The sequence below is a fragment of the Actinoplanes sp. CA-015351 genome, assembly GCF_050955685.1.
In the GTDB taxonomy this organism is placed as follows: domain Bacteria; phylum Actinomycetota; class Actinomycetes; order Mycobacteriales; family Micromonosporaceae; genus Actinoplanes.
The window spans coordinates 899,439-925,190 of sequence record NZ_CP192102.1 but is presented as its reverse complement, the minus strand read 5'-3'; the positions used below and the strand labels follow the sequence as shown (position 1 = coordinate 925,190).

Sequence of the window (25,752 nt, the reverse complement as noted above, 5' to 3'; positions counted from 1 at the left end):
GCTCACATTAACGCTCCCCCGGGCTTTCGCCGCTGGGGATTTGATCACGCTATTCGTTGTTGTCGCTCTCGGCACGTGCCTTCAGAATGGCCGTCCGCCGGGCCAGCCGGTGATCACGCCGGATCACTGCCTCCTGGAAACGCCGCTGGTCCTCGCGGTCGCCGGGCAGCACCGGCGGAACCTTGCGCGGACGGCCCGCCACATCGATCCCGACGAAGACCAGGTAGGCCGTCGCCACCGGGATCGGCGTCGGCTCCTCGGCGTCCCAGCGTTCCGCGGTCAGGCGTACGCCGACCTCCATCGAACTCGACCCGGCCCAGTTGACCTGCGCGTACGCGTGCACGAGGTCACCCACCCGGACCGGCTCCAAGAAGACGATCTCGTCGATCGCCGCGGTCACGGCCGTGCCGCCGCTGTGCCGTGCCGCGCTGGCGCCGGCCACATCGTCGACGAACTTCATCAGCACACCGCCGTGCACCGTGCCGTACAGGTTGACGTCGACCGCACTCATGATCCGGCTGAGCGTGACTCGCGAGCGCGCCGTAGGGCGTCCTTCTTCCATGTTCGTACCGTAGGTGGCATTCGCAGACGCTTGCCCGGCCGGGGTAGCGTGCCGGATCATGCGCCACCTCAGGTCGATCTTCTATGCCCTCGTACTGGCCCCATCCATCTGGGTCCTGGCCGCTGTCGGGTTCACCGACGACCTGAGCACCCGAGGGCGCGACTTCTTCGCCGCCGAGTCGATCAGCGGGCTGCTGCTCGTGCTCTTCGCCGGCATCCTCTACACGATCCTCACGTTCGCCCCGGTTTCTCCGGCCGGCCCGGTGCTTGCCGGTTTGGCGTACCTGAGCGTGACGATCTGGGCGTGGACCTCACCCGCCGATTACGCGTCGCTGTGGGCCCCGGAGGTCTCCAAAGAGGGCTTCGACCTGAGCCGCCCCGGTTACGGCCTGGTCGCTCTTCTGGCGATCCCGCTGCTGGGCACCGCTCTGAGCGCCCGCCGCTGGGCCCGTTACGAGCCCCCGGTCCTCCCGATCATCGGCGAGATCGGCCGCTTCCGCGGCAAGGCCACAGTGGTCGGCGAGCCGATGTCCATCTCCGAGACCACGGTCCTGCGAGCCGGCACCCCGATCGGAACCCCGGGCGCAACGATCCCCCCGAGCGCCGACCGCACCGTGGCGATCCCCAACGCCGACCACACCGTGGCGATCCCGAATGCCGACCGCACCGTGGCTTTCCCCAACGCCGACCGCACCGTGGCTTTCCCGACCAACGACCGCACGGTCGCCATCCCCAGCAACGACCGCACCGCCGCCGTGCCGAACGCCGACGAGACTGTGGCGATCAACGGCCTGGTCGACCCCGCCGCGACCAAGCCGACGGTGACCGCACCCCGCGAGGACACCACGGTGTTCTTCACAGCAGTGACCGACGAGAAGACCGCGCCCGTCACCCCGGCCCCGACAGCCGAGGCAGACCGGACCCAACTGCTCCCGAAGGCCACACCGAATACTCCGGCAGAACCCGAGCCACGCACCCAGGACGAGCCGACCACCCTCATCCCGGCCCAGCGCAACGCCCCCGCCACCGAGTCCTGACCCGGCGCGCAGCCGGCTCGCGCCCGTGGTCGCGCGCGGGCCGAAAACACGACCACAAGCGCAAGCTGCAAGCGGCGACCGCATGAAAGCTGAACGCCACGGTCGCCGCCACGTACAGCCGGCAGCCCTGAGCGACAGCCGGGTTCGTGCTCGGTCAGGCTGTGGTGCTCGGTCAGGCTGTGGTTTCGGTTCGGCGGGCGAACACCGCTGCGGCGGCCGCACCTACGCAGAGCACCGCGCACATCAGCCAGACGATCACGTAGGCCGACTCGGTGGGCGTACTCTCGCTGCCTGTGACCAACGCGGCCAGGATGGCCGCGACCACCGCTCCCGCGACGGCGCCGCCGAGGGTTTTGACGTTGTTGTAAAGGGCTGTGGTGATTCCGGTGCGGGAGGCGTCGGCGGTTTCGGCGATCACCGTGGGCATCGCGCCGAGGGCTACACCGGCGGCCAGGCCTACCGGGATCTTGAAGAGCAGCAGCTGCCACAGCTGATCGTGGAAGAGCGCCTGGGCCAGGAACGTCACGGCGATCATCAGGAACGCGGCGATCAGCGTGGGTCGGTACCCGAAGCGGCCGGCGATCACGGCGGTGAGGGTCGAGCCGATGACGGCGGCTACCGCGGCGGGCAGGGCGGTCAGCGAGATCTGCAGGGCGGTGAAGCCGAAGCCATAGCCGGCGTCGGCACGGTCGGCGGCCAGGAACGTGGCGTCCGGGGCCTGGCTGCCGAAGTAGACGATGCCGAACACGAACGAACAGAGGAAGAACGGCGCTACGTGCCGGCCGGCCAGGGCTCGCAGGTCGACGAGCGGTTCGGCGGTGCGCAGCTCCAGCACGATCCAGCCGGCGAAACCCGCGACGCCGGCCACCACGAGAGCAGCACCCACAAGGGCAACCGAACTCAGCAGCGAGATTCCGGACAACAGCGCGACCATCGAGACGCTGAGCAGCGCCACACCGGGCAGGTCCAGCTTGCCCGTGGCGAGCTGGGAGGTCTCCGGCACGGCGAGGAACGACACCGGTACGCAGATGACCGCGAGCACGGCCGGGATCAGCAGCGTGAGCCGGGCGTCGCCGATCACCTGGTAGAGGCCGGCCGTGATGACGCCGCCGAGCAGTCCGCCCAAGGTCAGGGCGCCCACCAGCCGGGCGATGGCTCGGCGGGCCAGTTCGACCGGGAGACGGTCGCGTACCAGGGCGATCTCGAGCGGGAGCAGTGCGGCGAGCGGGCCCAGCAGGGCGCGGCCGGCGAGCAGGACCGGCAGGTTCGGGGCGACCACCACCAGGATGCTGCCGACCGCCACGCAGGCGAGGGCGATCCGGAGCATCCGGCGGTGGCCGTACAGATCGCCGAGCCGCCCGAAGGCCGGTACCGAGACCGCCGCGGTGAGCAGCTGGACCGAGATCACCCAGTTCAGGTTGGCGTCCGAGATGTTCATCTCGGTGCCGAGGTCGGGCAGCAGCGGCGCCACCCCGCCCTGGATGAAACCGCTGGTGATCTCGAAGAGGACCAGCAGGCCGACGACGGCGGAGACCTTCTGCTTGTCGAGGACGGCGGTCATCGGGCGAGCCGGGCCGCGGCGAGGGAGGCGAGCGCGACGGCTGCTTCCGGCACGGCACGGTCGTCGAAGACCGCCTGCGGCGCATGGTTCATCGGCGCGGTCACCGGGTCGGTGCCTGGCGGCACCGCGCCGAGCATGAGGTAAGCACCGGGAACCTCGTCGAGCACGAAGGAGAAATCCTCCGAGCCCGCGAGCGGCCTCGGAGCCAGGAACGTCCGTTGCGCTCCGAAGACATCCTGCATGGTTCGGTACGCGAAATCGGCCTCGACCGCGTCGTTCACGGTGACCGGGTAGTTCTCCTGGTAATCCAGCGACACCTTCACACCATGCGCGTCCGCGATCCCCTGTACGACGCGTTCCACGCCGGCCCTGATCGCCTTGTGCGTGGCGACCGAGAACGTACGCACTGTCGCCTGGAAAGTCCCGCTCTCCGGGATCACGTTGAAGGCCGAACCGGCATGGATCGAGCCGACGGTCAGCACCGCCGGGTCCCACGCGTCGGCGGTGCGGGTCACCATCGTCTGCAGCGCGGTGACCATCTCGCAGAGCGCCGGTACCGGGTCGATCGCGAGGTGCGGTGACGAGCCGTGCCCGCCCTGGCCGGTGACCGTGACGATGACCGAGTCGGACGCGGCGAGCACGGTTCCCGGCCGGGTGGCGAACACCCCGAGCGGCAGGGCCGTGGCGGCCACGTGCAGGGCGTACGCCGCGACGACACGGGAACCGGCGGCGTCCAGCACACCTTCGTCGATCATGATCTTGGCGCCGCGCTGGCCCTCCTCGCCCGGCTGGAACATGAAGACCACGTCGCCGGCGAGTTCGGAGCGCCGCGACGCGAGCAGGTGGGCGGCGCCGACCAGGCCTGCGGTATGCAGGTCGTGCCCGCAGGCGTGCATCACTCCGGCGATCTCCGAGGCGTACGCGACACCGCTCTCCTCCTGGACCGGCAGCGCGTCCATGTCACCTCGCAACAGCACGGCCGGCCCGGGACGCCCGCCACGCAGCACGGCGGTGACCGAGGTCAGCGCTTTACCGGTGGTGACCTCCAGGGGCAGGCCGTCCAGCGCCGCGAGCACCTTGGCCTGGCTGAGCGGAAGGTCGAGACCGAGCTCGGGTTCGCGGTGCAGCGCCTGGCGCAGGCCGATCAACCGCTCGGCGTGGGGAAGCGCGTCGGAGGAGGTGAACATGCCGGTATGGTCGCCAGAATGAACGCAGCGGCGTGGAAATTGCAGAGATCAGCCGCTGATGGCCGTTGAGACGCCGGAAACGCTCACCCTCGACGAGCTGGACTATCAACTCCTGACCGCCCTGCAACTCGCGCCCCGTGGCGACTGGCAGCGGATCGGCGACGCCATCGGGGTGGACGGTTCGACCGCGGCGCGGCGTTGGAACCGGCTCTTCCGGTCCGGGCATGCGTGGATCAGCTGTTTGCCGGCCCAGCTGGCGCTGCCGTCCGTGGTGCTCGCCGTCATCGAGGTCGACTGTGTGGCCGGCCGGCTTCCCGAGGTGGCGGCGGTGCTGGCGAACGACGTGAACATCGTCACCCTCGAACACGTGACCGGGGCACGTGACCTGCTGATCCAGGCGGCCTTCGTCGATCACGTGCAGCTCGGCCGCTATCTGAGCATGCGGCTGGGGATGCTGCCCGGAGTGGCGTCCACCCGGACACAGATCGCTGTCACAGTGCACGTCGAGGGCAGCCGGTGGCGGCTGGAACGGCTCAGCGAGCAGGGCCGGGAGTCACTCACCGAGGGCCGGATCGCGATGCCAAGACAAGGCCGTGTCTTCAGTGACGAGGACATCCGGCTGATCCAGGCATTGAGCGAGGATCCGCGGCAACCGGCTGTGCGGATCGCCGAGCGGACCGGGCTCAGTCCGACGACCGTGCGGCGGCGGCTGGATCGGCTCGACGCGGAACGGTCGATCGTCTACCGCTGCGAGGTGGCCCGGTACGTCTCCGGCTTTCCGATCTCGGTGTCGCTGTGGTGCACGCTGCCGCCGGGCGACACCGGGCGGGTGGTGAGCAAGCTGAGTGGCATGCGCGAGACCCGGTTCTGCGCGACGCTGTCCGGCTCGGCGAACCTGATCCTGGTGGTCTGGCTGCGGTCGGTGCAGGAGGTCGCCGCGTTCGAGGCGCGGCTCAGTGTGCAGGTGCCGGAGCTGACCATCACCGACCGGGCGGTGGCGCTCTGGGTGATGAAACTCGGCGGCCACCTGCTGGATCCGCTCGGGCGCAACCTGCGAACCGTACCCCTGGGGTTCTGGAACGACCCCGCGTCCGACGCTGCCGAAGGCGAGCTTTTGGCTCGCCTCCGGCAGGCGGGCGGCTGACCGCCCCTACTCAGTCAGCCGACGGCAGTCCAGATTGAACCCACCGGACCTCACACTAAACCGCGCCGCCGGTTAATTGAGCGTCCATTTCTGGTTCGCGCCGGTCGTGCACGTCCAGATCTGCAGGCGTGTGCCGTCTGCCGAGCTATTTCCAGTTACATCAAGACATTTCCCGGAATATCCGTTGACCAGCCGCTGCGTCGCGCTGTCGTAGGTCCACTTCTGTGACGTGCCGGTGTGGCAGTCCCACAGGTGCGCGACCGTACCGTCAGCGTTGCTCGGCCCGCTGATGTCGAGGCATTTGCCCAGCGAGCGCAGGGTTCCATCGGAAGCCCGGGTCCACTGCTGCGCTGCGGATCCGTTGCAGCCGTACAGCTGGATGGCCGTCCCGTTCGCGGTGGCCGCGCCGGCGACGTCGATGCATTTACCGCCGAGGCCAACGATCTGATTCAACGGGGCAGAAGCGCCGGACCAGGTGAACGTCGCGGTGGTACGCGCCGGCAGGTTGTACACGAAGGACTGACCGGACCAGTTGACTCGCACCGACTGTGCCGACGTCCCGCCGTTGTGAGCGATCAGCGCCTTCGAGCCGTCCGGGTTGCGCCAGGCCACGTTCTGCACGGCGGTGTTGTTCGACTCGATGCGTACCGCGCCCGGCTTCACGAACTTCGTGAGGTGCCCGGTCGTGTAGTACTCGATGGTGTAGTCGACCTGACCGGCCCGGCTGCCACCCTCCTGCACGGTGATCAGCCCGGTGCAGGTGCCGCAGCCACCGTTGTGCGGGCCCATGTTCTGGTTCAGCGCCAGACTCCACTTGACCAGGCTGCTGCTCCAGTTCCGGGTGTAGTTGACGATGTCGGCGAGATCCTCGTTGTGCTGGTTGCTGATCCAGGTGCCGCCGGAGTGCTCGGTGCTGAACTGCTTCACGCTGGGGTACGCATCGTGTACCTGGGTGCCGACCACCGGGTCACCGAAGTACCCGTGCCAGGCGATGCCACCGAACAGCGGGTCGTTGCGTACGCCGGCGTCACCGAGGATGGCCGCGCCGAAGTTTGCGTAGTCGCCGTAGTTCCAGTCGTGGATCAGCACCTTCGTGGTGATGCCGGCCGCCCGGAACGCGGGGTAGACGAAGTTCTTGGTGAACTCGACCAGGCCGGAGGGGTTCCAGCTCATGCCCGGGTAGTTCATCGCGGCCGGGTTCGACGCCTGGCAGCAGTTCGGCTCGTTCTGCACCGAGATGTAGTTGATCGGCACACCGGCGGCCTGGTAGCTCTGGATGTACTTGACCAGGTACTGCGCGTACGTGGGGTAGTGCTCGAACTTGAGCCAGCCCATCTGGTCCATCCGGCCGTTGTCCTTCATCCAGCCGGGCGCACTCCACGGCACACCCTTGACCCGCAGCGCCGGGTTCAGCTGGCGAGCCTGCTGGGTGAGCAGACGGACGTTCGTGTCGTACCCGTTGGCGCCGAAATCGTTCAGGTCGCAGCAGGTGTCGTCGAGCGAGACGTTGCCGGGCCGGGACAGGTCGGAGGCGCCGATCGGGTTGCGGACGAACGAGAGACCGATGCCCTGGGCCGGGCTGAACAGCTTGGTCATCACGTCGTCGCGGGTGGCCGCGCTGATCGGCCCGCCGCGCATCAGGTACGCGGTGGTGTCGGTGATCGACGCGCCGCCGCCCTCGAAGGTCTGGTAGGTGACGCCCTCGTTCACGTTGATCGTCTGATTCGCGGTGCCGCCGGCCGGACCGAACGCGACAGCGGCCTGCTGCTGGAGGCCGCGGGTCACGGTACGGCCGCCGCTGTCCGAGGTGGTGGTGAGGTAGACGTTGACGGTCTCGCCGACGGCGAGCGCGGGGGAAGCCGGGGATGAAAGGAAGGCGGTAGCACCAACCACCGCTGCGAGTAACAGCCTCATACCGGAAGGAAACCTTCATTAATCCAGTGAGGTCAATGCAATCAAGCCGCTGATTGTTACAAACTGGTTCCGGAACCGTGAAACACGTCAGACCGGCCCGGTCGAGCCCCGGACGACGAGCGAGGTGGCCAGCTCGACGTGCAACGCCTCCAGCCGGTGCCCGCTGAGCATCCGCAGCAGCAGGTTGACCGCCATCCGGCCCATCTCACCGAGCGGCTGGCGGACCGTGGTCAGCATCGGCCGGCACGCCTCGGCCAGCTCGATGTCGTCGAACCCGGCCACCGACAGGTCCTCCGGCACCCGCAGCCCTCGCTCGGCCGCGGCCCGCAGCGCGCCGATCGCCATCTTGTCGTTGAACGCGAGCAGCGCGGTCGGCCGATCGGGCAGGTCGAGCAGTTCGGCGGCGGCCCGATGTCCGAGCTCGACGGTGGGCTCGGCGACGAACCGGGTCAGCTCCGGCGCCTGCAGCACCCCGGCGTCGGCAAGCGGCGACAGATATCCGGCGAACCGGTTCTCGCTGGCCAGCCAGTCGCGCGGGCCGCCGATGATGCCGATCCGGCGATGCCCGAGTTCGACCAGGTGCGCGGTGAGCATCCGGGCGCCGGCAAAGTGCGCGGCGGAGACCGCGGCGATGTTGCGCGGCGGCGGCGTACGCGGATCGACCACCACGAACGGGAAACCCCGGTCGCGCAGCCGGACCAGCTCGGCGCCCGGCTCGGGCGGCAGGATCAGCACCGCGCCGGCCACGTCCCGGCGGCCGGTCAGCTCGCCGAGCACCCGCTCACGCTGCGCGGACACACCGGCGTTGAGAATCACCTGCAGGCCGTGCGGCTCCAGCGCCTCGGCCAGCGCCGAGACGATCAGACCGAAGTAATCGGTGAGCACGTACGGGCAGCGCACGAAGATCCCGGTGGCCCGGTCGCCGCGCCGCCGGGGCGCCTGCCGGCCCAGCCCACCCATCGCGCTGAGCACCCGGTCGCGGGTGTGCGGCGCCACGTTGGCCCGGCCGTTCAGCACCCGGGAAACCGTGGCGATCGACAGCCCGGTCTGCGCGGCCACGTCGCGGACGGTGATCCGTCGCGGCGATGTTTCATCATCATGTTTCACGGCCGAAGCATAGACACTGATACCTGAGTCCTAGGGGTTTTCTGGCTCTGCGGACCGACTCGGAGCGACCCGTCGGATACCTACCTTCCGGTCCATGACTCGACTGTGGATGGTTTCGCTGCTTCTGATCGCCGCGCCGGCACTGTGGCTCTTCGGCCCCACCCACGCCACCCCGGAGGTGGACGCCGACGCCCGGAAGATCGAAGTGGTGGGCGATCTCTCCACCGCACGCCGGGTCGCCATCCTGATCCCCGGCGTCGCCACGAAGGTGTCCAATTTTGACACCGGCCTCGGCGGCGTCGCTCGCCGCGCGCCCGCCTGGCAGGCGCGTCGCCTGCGCGACGAGATCACCGCACTCCAGCCAGGCGCACCGGTCGCGGTGATCGCCTGGCTCGGCTACGACACACCCGATGGGGTACGCGTGGACGCGCTCCGCGAAGACCGGGCGGCGGCCGGAGCCCTGGCCCTGGAGCAATACGTCGCCGGCCTGATCGAGGCACGGCCAGAGTTGGAGATCACCCTGATCGGGCACAGTTACGGATCCATCGTCGCAGGTCAAGCCGCCGCAAATCTCCCACCTCAGGTGACCGACATCGTGGCGATCGGCAGTCCCGGAATGGGCGTCCCGACGGTGGCCGACCTGGATTCGCAGGCCCGCGTGTGGGCCGGCAGCGCCCCGGACGACTGGACTCGCCGCCTGCCCGGCGTCCGGATCTTCGGCGTGGGACACGGGCGCCTGCCGATCGACGCCGCGTTCGGCGCACTCCCGCTGCCGGCCGGCGACGTGGCCGGCCACGACGGGTACTTCGTGCCCGGTACCTCCTCGCTGACAGCGATGGCCGAAATCGCCCTCGGTCAGCCGGCGACCAGCCGCAGCGGCTCGGACAGCCCGCGCAACGCCTCCTCGGTCGCTTCGTCGGACGGGAGGTAGACCAGGATGCGCTGGTCGTCGTCGGCGGAGAGGTCAAGCGTTTCGTACGCCAGCCGCAGCGGGCCGGCCGACGGGTGGGCCAGCCGCAGCGTGCCGGTGGCCCGGGGCAGGCCCGGGACCCGGTCGACGCGGCCGGTGAACTCGTCCCCCGCCGTCACGGTCAGCTCGTCGGCGAGCGCGGCCATGTGGCGGTCCGCACGGAACGGGCCCTGTTTCAACGCCGCCACCTGCTCGTCCGCGACCTGGTCCCAGTCCGGGAACGCCGTCCGGGCGCGCGGGTCGCCGAGGACGTACCGCACGACGTTCGGCTCCGGGCCGTCCAGCAGGCCGATCGGCCCGGTCAGCCGCCGGAAGCCGCGGGTGAAGGCCAGCACGTCGCCCATCTGGTTCAGCAGCACGGCGGCGGCCGGCTCCAGCTGATCGAGCAGGGCATGCACGGTCGGTCGTACCGTCCGGGCTGGTCCGGCGTCGCCGCGGCAGGTGAAACCGGCGTCCGCCGACTTGACCAGGCGGTGCAGGTGGACACGCTCGACCGGGGTCAGCCGCAGCACGCCGGCGAGGGCCGCGAGCACCGGTGGCGACGGGTGCCGGTCCCGGCCCTGCTCCAGGCGGATCAGGTATTCCACGCTCACCCCGGCGAGCATCGCGACCTCGGTGCGGCGCAGGCCAGGAGTACGCCGGCGCGGGCCGGCCGGCAGTCCCGCCTCGGCCGGGCTCACCGATTCCCGGCGGCTGCGCAGGAAGAGGCCGAGCTCGTTGTCGCTCACCCGTCGACCGTAGCAACGTGCGCCGCCCGCAGGGTGTCCCCCGCACTACCACCCTGACCACGGTCTCCCCCGCCGGCCGCCCGGCGCCGAGAGTCGATCCCGACATCGACTTTCGGAGGTTCTTCCCCATGACCGAAAACGTAGTGGTGATCGGCGGCGGATACGGCGGCATCGCGGTGGCGAAGGCCCTCGACGACATCGCCCGCGTCACCCTTGTCGAACCGCGCGAGGCGTTCGTGCACAACGTCGCCGCGCTGCGAGCCGTGGTCGACCCTTCATGGCAAGAAAAGATCTTCATTCCGTACGGGGGTCTGCTGGCGCACGGCAGCATCCGGCAGGATCGGGCCACGCTCGTCTCGGCCACCTCGGTCGAGCTGGCGTCCGGCGAGAAGCTGCCGGCCGATTACGTGGTGCTCGCGACCGGCTCGTCCGGGCCGTTCCCCGCCAAGATCGAAGACCCGGCGCGGGGTGGTGCAGACCTTGAGCGGCTGCGGGACAACCTGCTCCGGGCGTCGCACGTTCTGCTGCTCGGCGCCGGTGCGGTCGGCCTGGAGATGGCCGGGGAGATCACGTCGGCCTGGCCCGGCAAGACGGTCACCGTGGTCGATCCGGGTTCGGACCTGCTCGCCGGACGTTTTCCCGACGAGTTCCGGGGCCTCCTGCGGGAGCAGTTGAGTGCTTTGGGCGTACGCCTGAAGCTCGGAAGGCGGCTGCGCACGCAGCCGGAACCGGAGGCAGGAAGCTTGCGCCCGTTCACGGTGACCACCGATGAGGGTGAGGTGATCGCTGCTGATCTATGGCTACCGTGCTTCGGCGGATCGGTGGACACCGGCTATCTGGATCCGGCGCTGGCCGCCGCCCGGCAGGCGGACGGGCGGCTCGCGGTGACGCCGCAGCTGAACGTTTTCGGGCAGGATCGCATTTTCGCGGTGGGTGATGTGACGGCTGTGCCGGAGATGAAGATGGCGCGCAACGCCGGGCAGCACGCCGAGGTGGTGGCGGCGAACATCCGCGCGCGGATCCTCGGGGACGGCGATCCGGTGGTTTACGAGCCGGCCGCGGACGCGATCGTGTTGCCGCTCGGACCTGCCGGTGGAGCGAGTTACGAGGCGGGCATGGGTGTCCTCGGCGCCGAGGACACCGCTCGCTTCAAGAGCACGTTTTACCTGGAGCGGTACCGCGAGATGCTGGGCACGGCCGATTCGCTGACCGGGTAACTCGATGTACCGGCGGGACAGCGGCCACCGTGGTGGCCGCTGTCCCGCTTTCTAGAGCTCTTGCATCCGGCGCTTCACGTAACCGTCGAAATCACGGTTGATCTCGACCGCCTGCTCGATGGTCAACGGAGTCGCTCCGCAACCGATGACGGCGCAGTTGTTCGGGTACGACCCGTCGATCAGCGAAATGCCACCAAACGAGTCGTCGTCGTAGACCACAGTGCACAGAACGGGATGAAACTTACAACTCTCGTAGATCGTCCCGACCGTGATTTTATCTGGCATGAGCTACTTCCACCCCGGCCTCAACTTGCCCTTGTCGTTGAAGATTCCCTGCGAGACGAACACCGACCGAACCTTCTGATCGAGCAGGTCCCAGGTCACCACAAATCCATGGTAGGTCGCTTCCCGATTGTCCGGCGCGAAGATGATGATCTCTTTGTTGACCTTGTCGTATGCGGCCCGGCGCCCACTGGACGAGTTGAGCAGGAACGACTGATTCAGCATTTCCGCTCCTCGGGTCGGGTGCGGTCCGATCTCCTTACCGAGCACACCCTTGTCGTGCTTCTTGTTCGGCTTGTAGTTCATCTGCGGCCCGAAGGGGACCTCAGGACATTTGTCGTTGTGGACGAGAACCGGGTGCAGGCCGACGAGAACGTAGTAGGTGTGCAGGCCCGCGACGGTGAGGTTGTAGGCCTTCGCGTACCGGGACCGCTGGAGGTCGAAGCCGCCGACCGCGACCGTGCCGGTCGGGGTGCGGACCAGGTCGCCGCGATCCAGCTCCTGCGCGTCCTCCCACTCCCGGTCGGTCTCGTTCCAGAACGGGTGATCCTCGGTGGTGACCACGTCCGCGCCACCGGCGGTGAGCGTGTAGAGGTTGTCGTCGTGGACCCACACGGCTTCGATCCGCCGTGCGCCGTCCTCGCCCGTCTCCGGGTCGGTCGCGCGTACCTCGTCGCCTACGCGCAGCTCGCTGATCTTCTTGGTCGAGCCGTCGGCCATCAGCACGAGCGTCTCGCCGTCGAAGCTCTTCTTGCCTCCGGCGCAACCGGCCGCGTCCGCCGCGGCGTCGAGCGCCTTCTGCGCCTTGACGTACCCCTTCAGGCTCTTGGCGAGAAAGCCGAGGCCGCCGGTCGCCGCGCCCGCCAGCAACATGCCGCAGGCCATCTTGTCGCCGCCGGAGCAGTCCTGGGCGTCCTGCAGCGGATTGAGGCTCTTGAGGAACTCCATGCCTGCGGCCCGGTTGGCGGCCACGCACTCGGCCGCGTGCAGGACGCAGTACGACTGTTTCTGTTGATGCGCCCGCTCGTCGAGGTCGAGCTTGTGGGCCGCCATCTCCGGCCGGCTGATCCGCCGGTCGTCGTTGTCGTCCTGGGAGACGTAGAGCGACGGGGCGATGTGGTCGACGGAGTAATCCTTCGGGCCGGCCGGGTTGCACTCCTGGCTGTAGTAGGAACTGCCGCCGCAGTTGGTCTCCGGGCTGTAGTTCGGGTCATGCCAGGGCCGCGGTTCCAGCCCGTCCGGGTCGCTGAGGGTGATCGGGTTGTTGTTGCCGTACGAGTAGCCGTTCCAGTGCTGCGGATCGGCCAGGTTCTGCAGCGGGTCGACCGAGACGAACCTGCCCAGCACCGGGTCGTACTCGCGGGCGCCGAGGTGGGTCAGTCCGGTGTTGTCGACGACACCACCGACGAATCCACGGTTGTTCGGCCAGGCCCCCGCGGTGGCACCTCTCGGCGAACCGTACGGCGTCTGCCTGCGTACCGTCGCCTGTTGGTTCGTCGCGGAGATGGCGATGTTCGCGGTGCCCTGGTGGTCGGCGGTGGTCCAGGTCAGACCGGCGCTGGTCCGGGTACCGATGGTGCCGCCGGCATGGGTGTAGTAACGGGTGGCCGCCGTGCTGGCGATGCTCGTGGTGTACCGGATGTCCTGGCCCGGCAGGTAGAGGGTGCGGCCGGTCGGATCGCGCTGGACCAGGCGGTTGCCGTCGGCGTCGTAGATGTAGGTGGTTGCGCCGGTGTTGTCGGTCGCGGTGTTCAGACGTCCCTCGGCGTCCCAGACCAGGGTCTGGGCACCCGCCGCGGCGGTCGGCCGGGTCAGCGTGTTGCCGGCGCTGTCATACGTGTAGCCGCCGGTACGGGCGCCGGTGGTGCCGGTTACCGCGTGCGGACGGACCGCCGTGGCCCCGGACGCCGGGTACTGGTACGAGGTGGTGGAAGTGCTGGACGCGGTCCGTACGGTCTCCTCGGTCCGATTGCCGATCGCGTTGAACTTCCAGCTGTGCCAGTAGGGCGCGGGACCGCCCAGCGCGGCAGTCGATGGCGCCGCGGCGCAGTCTCCGCCGGCCGGCGTCCAGGCCTGGGTCAACCGGACCAGGTAGTCGTAGGTGAAGCACTGGGTGTCGGCGCCCGCCGGGGCGGCGTCACTGATCTGGATGACGTTGCCGGCGTCGTCGTACCGGTAGGTGGTGTCGGTCAGGATGTACGGCGCGACCTGGTCCCGGTCGGTACGGATGCCGGTCACCCGGCCGGTCGACGGCTCGCGGGTGTACTTGGTGTAGACACGTCCGCCCTCACCCGTGCCGGTGTGGAGCTTGATCTGGTCGAGTTCGGCGAGCGCGTTGTAGTCGGTGCCCACCACGTATGTCGAGTTGGTGCTGCCGTACAGGCTGTTCACCGTGGTTGACAGGCCGAAGCCGTCGTATCCGTACGTCAGCGTCTCGGGCTGCAGGTTCGTGTTGGTCCCCGGCACGCTGATCGACTTGACCGAGCCGTCGACGTTGTAGGTGGTGTTGTAGTTGTAGGTGCCCGCCAGACCGGTCTCGCTCGCCGGAATGATGATCTGGGTGTCGCCCGCCTGGTACCCGTCGTTGTAGTTGAGCACCTTGACCTGGTACGCCGCTGACCCGACGAACCGGGTCGACTGCGACAGCTGTCCGACGGCGACCGTGTCGTAGATCCACTGGGCACGCAGGAAGCCGCCGACCTCGTTGTCGTAGGCAGCCCGCTTACGTCCGAGTGCGTCGTACAGGTAAGCGGTCTTCGCACCGCGGGAGTCGGTCGAGGTCTCGACGTTGCCCGCGTTGTCATAGGTGTAGGTGTTCTTGCCGCGATCCGGATCCTCGACCTCGGTCTGCCGGCCACGGACGTCGTACTTGTACGTCCAGTCGTTGCCGAGAGCGTCGACAACGGCCGTCTGGTAACCGCGCGCGTCGAACCGGTAGGTGGTGGTGTCGAAGCCCCCGGTAGGTGTCGCGCCGTGGTACTGCCGCAATTGGACGGTCCGGCCACGGGAGTCGATGACCGAGGAGGTGGCGGTTCCACCCGCGGGCGGTGTGACGTCGATCCGGTCACCGCCGTACGCCGTGGTGGTACGCCAGCGCTCGACGCCATTGGGCTGGAACACGTTCGCGGTCGGCCGGCCGGCGCCGTCGTACTCGACCCGGGTCTGCTTCTGCACGAACGCCCGGTCGAGCGGCGCGGACAGGGTGCCGCCGGCGGCGCCGTCCGCGTGGTACGCGCCGAACTGCAGGCGGGAACGCCCAGCGGTGTCGTAGAACTGCTCGGTGATGATCCGTCCACCGGTCGGTGACGGCGTCTGGGTCTGCCGTTCCCGGGCCAGCCCGTCGTAGAGCGTGTACGAGGTCACGTACCCGCCGGTCGCGTTCAGGGTCGACGTGGCGACCACCGAGGGCGCCGCGACGTTGATGTCGTACCCGTACTTGACGGTCGCCGAGTGGGTTCCCTTGGTCCGGCCCGGCGCCCACACCGCTGTGACCCGGCCCAGTGGGTCGTACTCGGTGTCGGTGCGCTTGCCGTTCGGGTCGACGATCGCGGTCGTCGCGCCCCACGCGGGTTCGATGGTGTTGCTGGTCTCGTGGGTCAGCGGGTTGGTGAACAGCGCGGACGTGACCGGCCCGTCCGTCGCCGGCGTGAACGCGGTCTTCGTCAGGTAACCGCGCGCGTCCGTCGTCGAGGTGGCCCGGCCGTGCACGTCGTACCCGGTCTTGCCGGTCACCACGAACGTCGGTGTTCCGCTGTTCCAGGTGGCCATCGTCTGGACCTGGGTGGGCAGGCCCTTCGCCGGTGTCGCCTTGTACGCCAGGCCGTCGTAGGAGACTCGGGACTCCCCGATCACCTGGTCCTCGGTCAGCGTTCCGGTGGTGGCGGCGCAGGAAACTGCAAACGACTGCTCACGGTGAACCTTGTTGAGAATCCATGTAGCGGTGGTGTTCCGCGGCGCGTAGTCGTACTTCACACACTTCTCGTCGCCGGCGACGCCGTCCTCGCCAAGGTCGTCGACCTGCGACGGCATACCGTAGGCGTCGAACGTGGTGGTCGTTCTGGTGATCCGCTCGCCGCGCCCGCCGTCGAGCGTGACGTGGTTGGCGCTGGCGCCGATACCGGTGAACCGGGCCGTCACCGTGTCGCCGTTGATGGTGCGGGAAGCGGTCGGCGCGGATGCCCACGGTGTGCTGACGGACCGCGACACCACGGCGCCGCCAGGACCGTTCCGGACGGTCGACTCCCTGGTCTGCCCGGCGAACCAGTCCTGGTCGGCGACACCGCCCACAGTGACGCTCTTCGTGCCGCCGTCGGCGTTGAGCCGGTCGCCGTGCATGCCCCGGAAATACGTGCTCTCGGTGTAGGTCTGCGACCCCGGGTCACCGGTGGTGACACCGACCCGGCCGTAACCCCGATAGTCCGACCAGGTCTTGAACTTCTTCTTGATCAGGCCGTCGTCGTCGTTGTAATGCCAGGCCGCGCCGTCCTGGTAGTCGTAGCGATAGACGATCCGCTCGCTGCCGTTCGGCGGGACGCCACCGGTGTTGTCGTTCTCGTAGATCGTCGTGACGACGTACTTGTTGAACCAGTCGGTGACCGGCTGGGAGTATCCCTCCGGGATCCACCGCACCGGGTAACAGCGGGTGGTGTTGGTGGCCGGGTTCGGCATCGTGTCGCCGGCTTCGCAGTCAGCGTCGGAGTAAACGACGCTGATCGAACCACCGGTGTCGGTGCGGATCCGGGAGATCCGCATCCAGTTCATCGCGGCCGCGAAGTCACCTGTCGCGTCGACCCGGTTGGCCATCTGCACGGCGGTGAACTCGATGTCCGGCACCGACGCGCTGCCACCGACCAGGCCGGTGTGTGCGATCTTCGACAGCCACAGGCCGGCGCGGGTGCCGTCACCCGGATCGGGAAATGTATGTGTCAGCGTCCACCGGTCGACGTCACGGTAGGCGCTGCCACTGCGGACCTGCGTGGTGACGGTGGCGAGCCGCTTGGTGGACCAGAACGTCGGAGAGTACTTGTCGGCGCAGGTTTCGCCGGTGCAGGCCTGGTCCCAGGGCACGTCCGGCCAGCGCGTGGCGTTGTGGGTGCCGCACTCGGCGAGGCAACGGTCGTCGCTGGTGAAGTCGACGCGCATCGGAGCGACCGTGCCGTGCACCGAATCGACGCCGCTGATCCGGCGGGTGCCGTAGTCGATGCGCTCCAGCCAGCCGTCCCGGTCGTAGGACGCTGCGTCGTCGTCCTTGAGGTTGCGCGCGTACCGGTTGGTGTCCTTGTCGTACCAGTAGGACATCGAGTTGCCGGAGAGGTCGACGACGTAGTCCAGGTTCCAGCGCCACGCCTGCACGCAGTCGGAGTCGGCGAAGCTCTCCGCGTGGCACACGTCGGTGGGGTCGTTGCCGAACACCGGGACAGTCAGCGTCGACTGGGTGACCGGTTTGCCGGTTGCCCAGCCGGGAAGCCGGTTCAGGCCGAACCAGTACTGGATTCCGGCGGTGGTGGTGACCACCCAGTGCTCGCCGTCGTTGTCGCCGTTGCTGGCGCCGGTCTTCCGCTCGATCCGGGTGCCGTCGTCACCGCGTACGTGCCACCGCTTCTCGGTGGCGTTGTAGATCAGCTCACCGGAGTGGCCGGAGAACGACATCGTGGCGTTGTCGGTCTCCCAGCACAGGTCGCCGGTCTTCTCCTTGTTGTTCGCCGTCTCGCCCATGTCGTCGGAGCACGGGATGTAGCGGCGCTCGATGAACCCGCCTGTCGAGGCCTCGAAGCCTTCACCGGCCCAGGAGGGCTGGTTGTTCGACGCGGCGTGCCGGCCGTCGACCGACTGCGACGAGTACGCCAGGCCGATGCCCGGGGCCGGGCCGCCCAGTGACGGCGGCACCCGCATCGGGTAGCTCCAGGTAAACGTCCCCGTGTTGCCGCCCGCCGACCAATTCGACGAGGAGTTGAGTGGGCTGGCCGCATAGCTCCCGGCCTCCCCGGATGCCGCCGCGGTCGCCGCCACCAGCGTCGACACACCCGACACCGCGACCTGCGCGGACAGCGTCTTCGCGGCGACGTCATTCTCGCTGACCAGCGGCGTGCCGGCGCACTCCCTCTTCGCCGGAGTGCTCAGCGCACACGACGGCAGCGCGACCAGCCGCAACCGGCTCGACCAGTCCGCGCCGTAGGCGGTCGCGAATGACGTGTAGTTCAGCGTGACTTTCGTCGTCGCCGCGGCCGCCACACCGTCGGCACGGCCGAACCTCATCAGCACGCCATGCACACCCGCGCGCTCGGTGACCTTCCGATCCAGCACCTCAGCTCGCACCCGGGCGGGCGATTGCTTGGCGGTTGCTTCGATGTGCACGGGCACCGTCCCGGACACTGCCGGCACTTCGAGAATCTCCCCGGCCGCCTTCGGCCACAACGGGGCCGGCTGCTTCGACGCCGGAGCCGGATCCGCGACCCGCACCGCCGGATCGATCTTCGCGGCCTTGACGTCGACCTTGGCCACTTTCTGAGCCACCTGCGGGGCGTACGGCTTGGGATCCGCCGACGCCGCGGGCGGCTGCACCAGCCCGGCCAGTAGAACGCCCGTCACTCCCGCGGCCACCACGGCGGTCCGTCGCCGGAAGAGTGAGTTCCTGACCAGACCACTACCGGCCACCCGCCGATAGATGGGCACACCGAAGACACGCATCGCCGATCCCCCGTAATCACAGCGCTCGATTAATCGAAGACTGTAAAGAAAGAAGATCACCAACACCAGAGCGGTTCCACAGAGTTCATCCATCCCCGCCCCGGGCCGCCCACGACATGACGAGGGCCCCGGCGCTCGAAGCGCCGGGGCCCAGGGTTACCGGGTTTGATACACCATCTACCGGCAGGTTCGCCGGGTTGTCTTTTCCACGCCTGCCGCCAGCAGCGGCTTGCAGCGCGAGGATCGCATACGCGTGACCGGAGACCACCTCACGTTCGATGGAGACTGCGGTGTCCGCCCCAGACCTAGGATCACGTCCTGGTGGGCGGGCGATCCAACGGTGCTCGGCCCTCCCTTTCCTCTGATTCCACACCTTCAGTGCTGTCACACCACCTGCCGGTGCCGGAGCCCCACGCAAACTTCATGGCCCCGCACACGTGCGGCAGGTCCTGTTGCATCAGTTCTGCGTTTTCAGCAATCTCTCTGTGCGACGAGAGAAACACTATCCGGCCGTCGCGAGAATGTCTAGTCCAGTCAACCTAGATTTTCTCGGTGGATCGGGCCAGGGCTCCGGCGAATGATCCGGGCCGCCAGGGGTACGCCAGAGCGAGAGCGAGCCAGGTGAGCGAAGAGCAGGGAGCGATGTGAACCGCCGAAACGTGCTTTCCGGCTTGCTGCTGGGCGTGGGCATCGCCGCCTTCATCGACGAGACCGTGTTCCACCAGTTGCTGCACTGGCACCATTTCTACGACAAGTCGACACCGGCTGCCGGGCTGGTCTCGGACGGCATCTTCCACGCGGTGGGGATGGTCGCCACCGTCGCCGCGTTGTTCCTCTACGCCGACCTGCGCCGGCGCCGTGCCTTTGCGGCGCACATCTGGTGGGGTGGCCTGCTCACCGGCGCGGGCGGCTTCCAGCTCTACGACGGCACCATCCAGCACAAGGTTTTGCGTCTGCATCAGATCCGGTACGACGCGCCGCTGGCGCCGTACGACTGGACCTGGAACGTCATCGCGGTCCTGTTGCTGGCCGGCGGCGTCGTCCTGCTGGCCCAGGGCCGGCGCGCGACAACGACCGCTGCCTGAGCGGTGCCGGCATGGATGAACAACACGGCACGGGTCTGGGATGGCCGGCCGCGGTCCTGGCACTGGTGGCCGCTGCCGGATATCTGGGGCTGGCCCGGTTCTCGATCCGCCGCCACGGCGGCGGATGGCCCGTACGATCCACGATCCTGTGGCTCGCCGGGCTGGTACTGGCCGTAATCGCACTGGCCCGGCCCGGTCACGATTTCCGGGCGCACATGACCGGGCATCTGCTGCTCGGCATGCTCGTGCCGATTCTGCTGGTCCTGGCCGCGCCGGTCACGCTCGCACTACGCGCCCTGCCGGTGCCGGCCGCCCGCCGGCTCGCGCACGTGTTACGCAGCCGCCCCGCTCGCGCCATCACTCATCCGGTGACCGCCGCGATCCTGAACGCAGGCGGAGCGTGGATCCTCTACACCACCGATCTATATCCGCAGATGTCACGGCATCCCGTCATCGCTCTGCTGGTTCATGCCCATGTTCTGCTGTCGGGCTTCCTGTTCACCGCTGCGATGATCGGCGTCGACCCCGCTCCGCACCGCCCGGGGCGTCGCACCCGCGCTGCCGTCATTGTCGCTTTTCTGGCCGTGCACGGGATGCTCGCCAAACACCTTTACGCGTACCCTCCGGCCGGAGTTCCGGCTGCCGAGGCACAGAGCGGGGCGCAACTGATGTATTACGGCGGCGACCTGGCCCATCTGCTGCTCGTGGTGATCTTCTGCGCCCAGTGGTACGCCGCCACCACACCCGACCGGCGACCCACCACCAACCGGCGGCGGACGTGGCGACTACCGGCAGGGACCTGACCTTCGGTGACAACACCGGGAGCGGCGGTCCGGTTTATTCCTCGCGCAGTGCGGCATCGCGGCACCGAGCGAAAGGAGTCCGGCTGTGAGCCGTACCAGATGGGGAATTTTGATTGCCGTGCCGCTCGTCGCCGGCGCCGCGGTCGCGGCCCGGCGGCGACGCGGACCTGGCGTGCCGGAGAAGCGGCGGCACGTGGTCACCGTTTTCCGGCCGTTGTCCGATTTGGAGACCACGCAGTGGCCCGGTTCGCTGGCGGAGATCGCGGGTGACGTGGAGATCACGTTGTCCGCCGCACCTGGCGGCCGGGGCACCGAGATCGCTGTGCACATTCCGGAGAAATCCACTGTGACCAGCGGTGATGTCCGTCGTGCGCTGCGCGAGACGCGTTCGTTGCTGGAGGCCGGGGATGTGCTGCTGCCATCCGGTCCGGCGACGACGGTTCCCACCCTGTTCAATCGCCCGTTGCGTACGGCGACCCAGCACGGCCGTGAAGGAGGATTGCTGTGAAAGCGTTGCAGTGGCAGGGCGTCAACAAGCTCGCCGTGGGTGAGGTCCCCGACCCGGAGCTGCGCAACCCCGGAGACTGATCGTCAAAGTGTCCAAGACCGTGACGTGCGGCTCTGCGACAACGGCAACACCAACCCTGCGATCACCGAGACCCTGTGGGGGCAGGCGCCGAGTGGCTGCTTCGGTTACTCCCACGCGATGGGTGGCAACGCCGGCAGCCACGCCGAATACATCCGGGTCCCGTTCGCCGACGTCGGCGCGTTCACCGTGCCGGATCAGGTCAGTGACGAACGAGCCCTGTTCGCATCGGACTCGGCGGCGACCGGCTGGATGGGTGCTGACCTCAGCGGCGTCAAGCCCGGTGACGTGGTCGCGGTCTGGGGAGCGGGCGCGGTGGGCCAGATGGCGGCCCGGGCCGCGGTACTGCTCGGCGCCGACCGGGTGATCGTCATCGATCGCCTCGACAACCGCCGGCAACAGGTGGAGAAGTTCGCCGGCCCCGAGACGCTGAACTACGACCGTACCGATGTGGGCGGGGAGCTGCGTGAACGTAGCGGTGGCCGAGGCCCGGACGTGTGCATCGAAGCGGTCGGGATAGAGGCACACTCCCCCGGAGCGCAGTTCGGCTACGACCAGATCAAGCAGCAATTGCGGCTGCAGACCGACAGGCCCACTGCGGTACGCGACGCGATCCACGCCTGCCGTAAAGGCGGATCCGTCTTCGTCCTCGGCGTCTATGCCGGCTTCGTCGACAAGTTCCCACTCGGGGCGCTGATGAACAAGGGCCTCACCGTCCGCGGGGCACAGATGCACGGCCAGCGTTACATTCCGATGCTGCTGGAACGGATGGCCCGGGGCGAACTGACCACTGAGCACCTGGCGACCCACGTCATGCCCCTCGACCAGGCGCCGGAGGGATATCGCATCTTCAAGGAAAAGGAAGACGGTTGCGTGCGCGCCGTCTTCGTGCCCGGCAACTGAGCCGACCGGGGCAACCCGGCCAGTCGCCAGCCGGTGGCCGGTGTCCGCTCACTCGGTTTGTAGACCACCGTGTTGCCGGTGACCAGGGCCGCGCCCAGTAGCCCGCAGGAGACGGCAAGCTTGTCCGCTGCGGCCTCGACCGTCGTCGCGGCGGCACGCAGAACCTCCCCACGGGCCGCCGATGAGGTTCGCCGCCAATCCGGCGCTGCCGACCGCGCACTGCGCCCCGTACCGGTTGGAGCCGGACGGTGAACTCGGGCGACATCCGCGCACTGCTGTTCCTTGCCGTCGTTCACGCCGAGCCGGGTTCGGCCATCTTCCGGTGCATCTCCGCTTTCACGCTGTCCGGCATGACTTTGGACGCTGCGCCCTGCACCTTCGTCTTCACCGAGCCGGCGACGACCTTCTCCTTGCCTTTCATCAGCGCCTCGAAGCCCTGCTTGGCGACCGCGGCGGGATCATCCTTGGCGCCGGCGCCGACCCTGGTGTCGTCCATCTCGGCGCGATGGAAGAAATTGGTATCGGTCGGGCCAGGCATCAACGCGGTGATCGACACGCCGGTGTCCTTGAGTTCGTTGCGCAACGCTTCCGCGAACGACTGGACGAACGACTTCGACGCGTTGTAGACCGCCTGGTACGTGCCCGGCATCATCGAGGCGACGGACGAGGTGAACAGCACCGCACCCGTGTCGCGGGCGACCATGCCCGGCAGGACCCGTTTTGCCAGGTGCACGGTCGAGGTGACGTTGACGTCGATGACGTTCAGTTCGTCGGCCAGCTCGGTCCCTCTGGTGAAGTCGCCGCCGATTCCGCGACCGGCGTTCAGCGCGAGAACGTCGACGTCACGACCGGACTCGGCGATCGCCGTGGACACAGCTTCGACGCCGTCAAAAGTCGCCAGGTCGGCGCGTACCGAAAGAATTTGATTTCGTCCGTCGCGGCGCAGGATCGCCGCCGCCTCCTCGATGCCTTCGTCCTCGGCCGCGATCAACAGGTCGAAGTTGTGCTCGGCGAACTGCTTCGCCAACTCGAAGCCGATCCCGCTGGACGCTCCGGTGACGACGGCGAACTTGTTTCCGGTCGGTGATGTCATATGTGCCGGGTTCCCCCAAGCTGCCCGGCTAACCGGCAACTTCCCCCACGGCGGCGCCCGACTCGGTGTTCTTCGGCACCGACACCTACCCCGTGCTGACCGCGCGGGGAGCACCCCGCGGGCCGGCGCCGCTCAGACCGATGGCAACCGCGATTCTGTACCTGCCGGGCGGCGGTGCCAGCGCTTGCGGACGGAACTGGGGCACCCTCGGAAATGGCATGCCGCGCCTTCAACTAGCAGGGAACCGGCTGCCACCGACGCAGGGATCGACATGGATACCACTGCCGAGCAGCCCGAAGTCACCACCACCGGCCGGGTCACCCAGGACGATCTCGCCACCGAGTGGTTGAGCATCGACCTCACACACCCGCACCCGACGTCAGCACGACTGCTGCTGAACGGGGAATTGGACGCCACGACCGCAGATCATCTTCGCTGCACCGTCGAGGATCTACTTCACCGCCGGGCCCCGGAGACCCTGGAAATTGACGCGTCCGGGCTGGCGTCCTGGACTCCTCAGGGATCCGTTGCAACTGCAACCCATCATGCCGTCCGGAGCCTCGGCCAGGACAGCGTCGCGAACACCGCCCCAGCCTTGAAAGCCCATCCCCGTCTGGCCAACGGCCTGCACCCCAACCAACGACCGGAATGAACACACAAGCGAAACGGGGTCGACTACCGAGAGTCAACCCCGCCCTGGACCGCCGGGCGGCGACGAGACCGAGGCTGCCTTGTTCCAGCGATGGGCGACCGGCCGTGCAGTGGAAGACTGTCAGCTCCGGGTTTGACGGAGAGTCTCTGGTCAACCCGGCAAGGATCGCCACTCAGCCTGCCAGATCCGGAATCGTCCACGCATCGCCAAAACCTGGAGCGGACAGCCCGGGCTTCGCCGGTTCGTTGTAGCGGTGAACAGCATCGCTCGGGCTCGCAGCCACCTCGATAGGCCGACTGTCTACAGCCGGCCCCGCCTCAGGACCACTTTGACCTGTGAAACTCGCTTTTCTCAGCCCTTCAGGAGCTGCCGCGCCATCACGATCCGCTGCACCTGGTTGGTGCCCTCGTAGATCTGGGTGAACTACGATCGCACCGCCTCTGAGCTGCAGAAACTCGACTTTCGGGCGCTTGACCCAGGATAAACCCAGGACGCCTAGGACTCGTCAGCACCCTTTTCAGCACTTGACCGGCAGGCCCATAGGCGACTGACGATCAACAGGTCATCCAGCAGCAACCAGCAAGGATCAGCAATAACCAGCAACACCGAGAGGGCTTCGAGCCTGGATTCCATCAGGGTCGATCGATGGGCTGGGCTGTCAACATCACTCAGCGTCGATCCGTACGAAGTAGCCAATCCTCGTTGCGCCAACCATCTCGTAGGTCGCCGACGACATGGTTACCGACGATCGAACTGGCCTACCGCCGGGGCTTGCCCGTCGGCGTCTCCACCCTCCGGCGTTGAGCTCGGCAGGAGGGCAAGCTGGATCTGGCCCGCCCTCGTCGCAGCTGCAGCCGGCCAGCGACGTCGCCTTAGATGACGAGCCGCCGAAAAGGTGAGACAACCTTTGAACGGGCGCAGCGACGCTCCGGCATCGGATGGAATCCCCGCATGGCACACGCATGGGTAACTGCCCGTATCGGAAAGTCCGGCTACACCTGCTTCTGGATCGATCCCGATAAACGGCAACGGCAGAAGGCGTTCCGTTTGAAGGCCGATGCCGACGATTTCCGGGCGAAGAAGGAACGCGAAATCGCCACCGGCACCTACCTCGAGGCTAAACACGGCGCCGAGACTGTGGCTGCTCTGTTCGAGCGGTGGGCGACCACCCGTGGCGTGGAGAACTCGTCCGTCCGGCAGTACCGCAGCATGCTAAATCAGGCGATCCGGGCATTCTTCAGGGCCAAGACAGTCGGTGCACTGAAACCCGCCGACGTGCAGGCGTGGATCCTGTGGATGCGCGACACGAAGGCCTACGCGCCGCAGACGCTGCAGACCCGGTTCGGGTATCTGTCCTCGGCAATGCAGTGGGCGGTCGACAACGAGGAACTCGGCCGCAACCCTGCCAGACGGGCAAAGCTGCCCGGCAAACGGGCCAACGTTCGCCGCAAGGTCAAAGGCAAGATCGTCGTCCCTACCCTCGCCGAGATCGAGGCGCTGATCTCTGTCTTTGATCCCCGGTATACGGCGATGGTGTGGGTGATGGTCGGCTGCGGATTGCGTATCGCCGAGGCGATGGGCCTGTGTGTCGACCAAATCGACTTCGAGCGCGGGTTGTTGCACGTCAACCGGCAGGTCACCGAGGACGGCAAAACGGCGAGCGGCAAGAACGCCGGGCTCCAGTTGAAGATGTATACCAAGCACCGTGACCTCGACGACCCTGGCCGCACGGTGCCGCTGCCGCGGATAGTCGCCAAGGCGCTGCGCGCGTGCATCAAGCGGTTCGGCATCGTTACCTGGCAGTCATCAGAGGGTCCGGTGCAGTTGTTGTTCCCGAACCACAGCCGCAAAGGGCTGTTGTATCAGTACTACTTCCGCAACAAGGTCTGGCGCCCGGCCCTGGCAGCCTCCCAGGTGCCGTTCGACCGCACTCACGCACTGCGGCACTTCTTCGCCTCGTCGCTGCTCGCCGACGGCGTCCCGATCACCGACGTCGCGGAATGGCTCGGCCACGCCTCGCCGGAGATCACCCACGATTACTACGGGCACCTGATGCCCGACGCTCCGGATCGTGGGCGGGCCGCGATGAACAATGCGATGGCGTGCCTGTCGGGCCTGCGTGCAATCGGTGCCAATGGCGGCCGCCGTCGAGAGTCCTCGTCTCTGTTCAGCGGCCGAGGCGATCGCCGCCAATCCAAGCAGGCTGCCGCAGCCTAGAAAAGCACGGACCCCGGC

At 67.9% G+C, this 25,752-nt stretch carries 19 protein-coding genes; 10 read left to right on the top strand and 9 right to left on the bottom strand.

Going from position 1 to position 25,752, the window contains the following annotated elements:
• Nucleotides 1–49 precede the first annotated feature (49 nt).
• Nucleotides 50–562 carry an acyl-CoA thioesterase gene (locus tag ACQP2E_RS04195; RefSeq protein WP_433828556.1) on the bottom strand — a complete coding sequence of 171 codons (513 nt, stop codon included), beginning with the start codon at nt 560–562 and terminating at the stop codon, nt 50–52.
• A 58-nt stretch (nt 563–620) separates the two neighbouring features.
• On the opposite strand from ACQP2E_RS04195, the gene ACQP2E_RS04190 reads away from it, so the two are divergent.
• The gene (locus tag ACQP2E_RS04190) at nt 621–1,598 is read left to right on the top strand and encodes a hypothetical protein (RefSeq protein ID WP_433828555.1); all 978 of its coding nucleotides are present in this window, start codon (nt 621–623) and stop codon (nt 1,596–1,598) included.
• A gap of 172 nt (nt 1,599–1,770) precedes the next feature.
• On the opposite strand, the gene ACQP2E_RS04185 is transcribed toward ACQP2E_RS04190, so the two are convergent.
• Both ACQP2E_RS04185 and ACQP2E_RS04180 read right to left on the bottom strand, forming a co-directional pair.
• The gene (locus ACQP2E_RS04185) at nt 1,771–3,159 is read right to left on the bottom strand and encodes an MFS transporter (RefSeq protein WP_433828554.1); all 1,389 of its coding nucleotides are present in this window, start codon (nt 3,157–3,159) and stop codon (nt 1,771–1,773) included.
• Entirely contained in the window at nt 3,156–4,346 is a 1,191-nt protein-coding gene (locus ACQP2E_RS04180) for a M20 metallopeptidase family protein (protein ID WP_433828553.1), read from the bottom strand. The genes ACQP2E_RS04185 and ACQP2E_RS04180 overlap by 4 nt, the downstream gene beginning before the upstream one ends.
• Nucleotides 4,347–4,404: 58 nt before the next feature.
• Here ACQP2E_RS04180 and ACQP2E_RS04175 point away from each other — a divergent pair, with 58 nt between their 5' ends.
• The gene (locus ACQP2E_RS04175) at nt 4,405–5,490 is read left to right on the top strand and encodes an Lrp/AsnC family transcriptional regulator (protein ID WP_433828552.1); all 1,086 of its coding nucleotides are present in this window, start codon (nt 4,405–4,407) and stop codon (nt 5,488–5,490) included.
• A 72-nt stretch (nt 5,491–5,562) separates the two neighbouring features.
• Here the strand turns inward: ACQP2E_RS04175 and ACQP2E_RS04170 are convergent, their stop codons facing one another.
• The gene (locus ACQP2E_RS04170) at nt 5,563–7,404 is read right to left on the bottom strand and encodes an RICIN domain-containing protein (RefSeq protein ID WP_433828551.1); all 1,842 of its coding nucleotides are present in this window, start codon (nt 7,402–7,404) and stop codon (nt 5,563–5,565) included.
• 87 nt (nt 7,405–7,491) lie between these two features.
• Nucleotides 7,492–8,511, bottom strand: a complete 1,020-nt coding sequence (locus ACQP2E_RS04165; RefSeq protein ID WP_111648329.1) for a LacI family DNA-binding transcriptional regulator — start codon at nt 8,509–8,511, stop codon at nt 7,492–7,494.
• 94 nt (nt 8,512–8,605) lie between these two features.
• Here ACQP2E_RS04165 and ACQP2E_RS04160 point away from each other — a divergent pair, with 94 nt between their 5' ends.
• A complete protein-coding gene (locus tag ACQP2E_RS04160; protein WP_433828550.1) occupies nt 8,606–9,442 on the top strand; it encodes an alpha/beta hydrolase in 837 nt (278 codons plus the stop codon).
• Here ACQP2E_RS04160 and ACQP2E_RS04155 read toward each other — a convergent pair.
• Nucleotides 9,367–10,209: a helix-turn-helix domain-containing protein gene (locus tag ACQP2E_RS04155; protein WP_433828549.1), complete on the bottom strand. Its 843-nt coding sequence runs from the start codon at nt 10,207–10,209 to the stop codon at nt 9,367–9,369. The genes ACQP2E_RS04160 and ACQP2E_RS04155 overlap by 76 nt on opposite strands.
• Nucleotides 10,210–10,337: 128 nt before the next feature.
• On the opposite strand from ACQP2E_RS04155, the gene ACQP2E_RS04150 reads away from it, so the two are divergent.
• Nucleotides 10,338–11,426: an FAD-dependent oxidoreductase gene (locus ACQP2E_RS04150; RefSeq protein WP_433828548.1), complete on the top strand. Its 1,089-nt coding sequence runs from the start codon at nt 10,338–10,340 to the stop codon at nt 11,424–11,426.
• Between the two features lie 51 nt (nt 11,427–11,477).
• Here ACQP2E_RS04150 and ACQP2E_RS04145 read toward each other — a convergent pair whose 3' ends face one another.
• Both ACQP2E_RS04145 and ACQP2E_RS04140 read right to left on the bottom strand, forming a co-directional pair.
• Nucleotides 11,478–11,711, bottom strand: a complete 234-nt coding sequence (locus ACQP2E_RS04145; protein ID WP_433828547.1) for a hypothetical protein — start codon at nt 11,709–11,711, stop codon at nt 11,478–11,480.
• Nucleotides 11,712–11,714: 3 nt separating this feature from the next.
• A complete protein-coding gene (locus ACQP2E_RS04140) occupies nt 11,715–18,395 on the bottom strand; it encodes an RHS repeat-associated core domain-containing protein (protein ID WP_433828546.1) in 6,681 nt (2,226 codons plus the stop codon).
• Nucleotides 18,396–19,039: 644 nt separating this feature from the next.
• Between ACQP2E_RS04140 and ACQP2E_RS04135 the strand changes: the two genes are divergently transcribed.
• From ACQP2E_RS04135 to ACQP2E_RS04120, 4 genes are all read left to right on the top strand, one after another.
• Nucleotides 19,040–19,480, top strand: coding sequence for a DUF2243 domain-containing protein (locus ACQP2E_RS04135; protein ID WP_433828545.1), 441 nt, complete (start codon nt 19,040–19,042; stop codon nt 19,478–19,480).
• A gap of 11 nt (nt 19,481–19,491) precedes the next feature.
• Entirely contained in the window at nt 19,492–20,283 is a 792-nt protein-coding gene (locus tag ACQP2E_RS04130; RefSeq protein ID WP_433828544.1) for a cytochrome c oxidase assembly protein, read from the top strand.
• A gap of 85 nt (nt 20,284–20,368) precedes the next feature.
• Nucleotides 20,369–20,791, top strand: a complete 423-nt coding sequence (locus tag ACQP2E_RS04125; RefSeq protein ID WP_433828543.1) for a hypothetical protein — start codon at nt 20,369–20,371, stop codon at nt 20,789–20,791.
• 105 nt (nt 20,792–20,896) lie between these two features.
• On the top strand, nt 20,897–21,772 hold the full coding sequence (locus tag ACQP2E_RS04120; protein WP_433828542.1) for a zinc-binding dehydrogenase: 876 nt from the start codon (nt 20,897–20,899) through the stop codon (nt 21,770–21,772).
• 292 nt (nt 21,773–22,064) lie between these two features.
• Here the strand turns inward: ACQP2E_RS04120 and ACQP2E_RS04115 are convergent, their stop codons facing one another.
• Complete coding sequence (locus ACQP2E_RS04115) at nt 22,065–22,865, bottom strand: SDR family NAD(P)-dependent oxidoreductase (protein WP_433828541.1); 801 nt, start codon at nt 22,863–22,865, stop codon at nt 22,065–22,067.
• Nucleotides 22,866–23,136: 271 nt separating this feature from the next.
• Here ACQP2E_RS04115 and ACQP2E_RS04110 point away from each other — a divergent pair, with 271 nt between their 5' ends.
• Together ACQP2E_RS04110 and ACQP2E_RS04105 are read left to right on the top strand one after the other, a co-directional pair.
• Nucleotides 23,137–23,517, top strand: coding sequence for a hypothetical protein (locus ACQP2E_RS04110; protein ID WP_433828540.1), 381 nt, complete (start codon nt 23,137–23,139; stop codon nt 23,515–23,517).
• 951 nt (nt 23,518–24,468) lie between these two features.
• Complete coding sequence (locus ACQP2E_RS04105) at nt 24,469–25,734, top strand: tyrosine-type recombinase/integrase (protein ID WP_433828539.1); 1,266 nt, start codon at nt 24,469–24,471, stop codon at nt 25,732–25,734.
• The last annotated feature ends 18 nt before the right edge of the window (nt 25,735–25,752 follow it).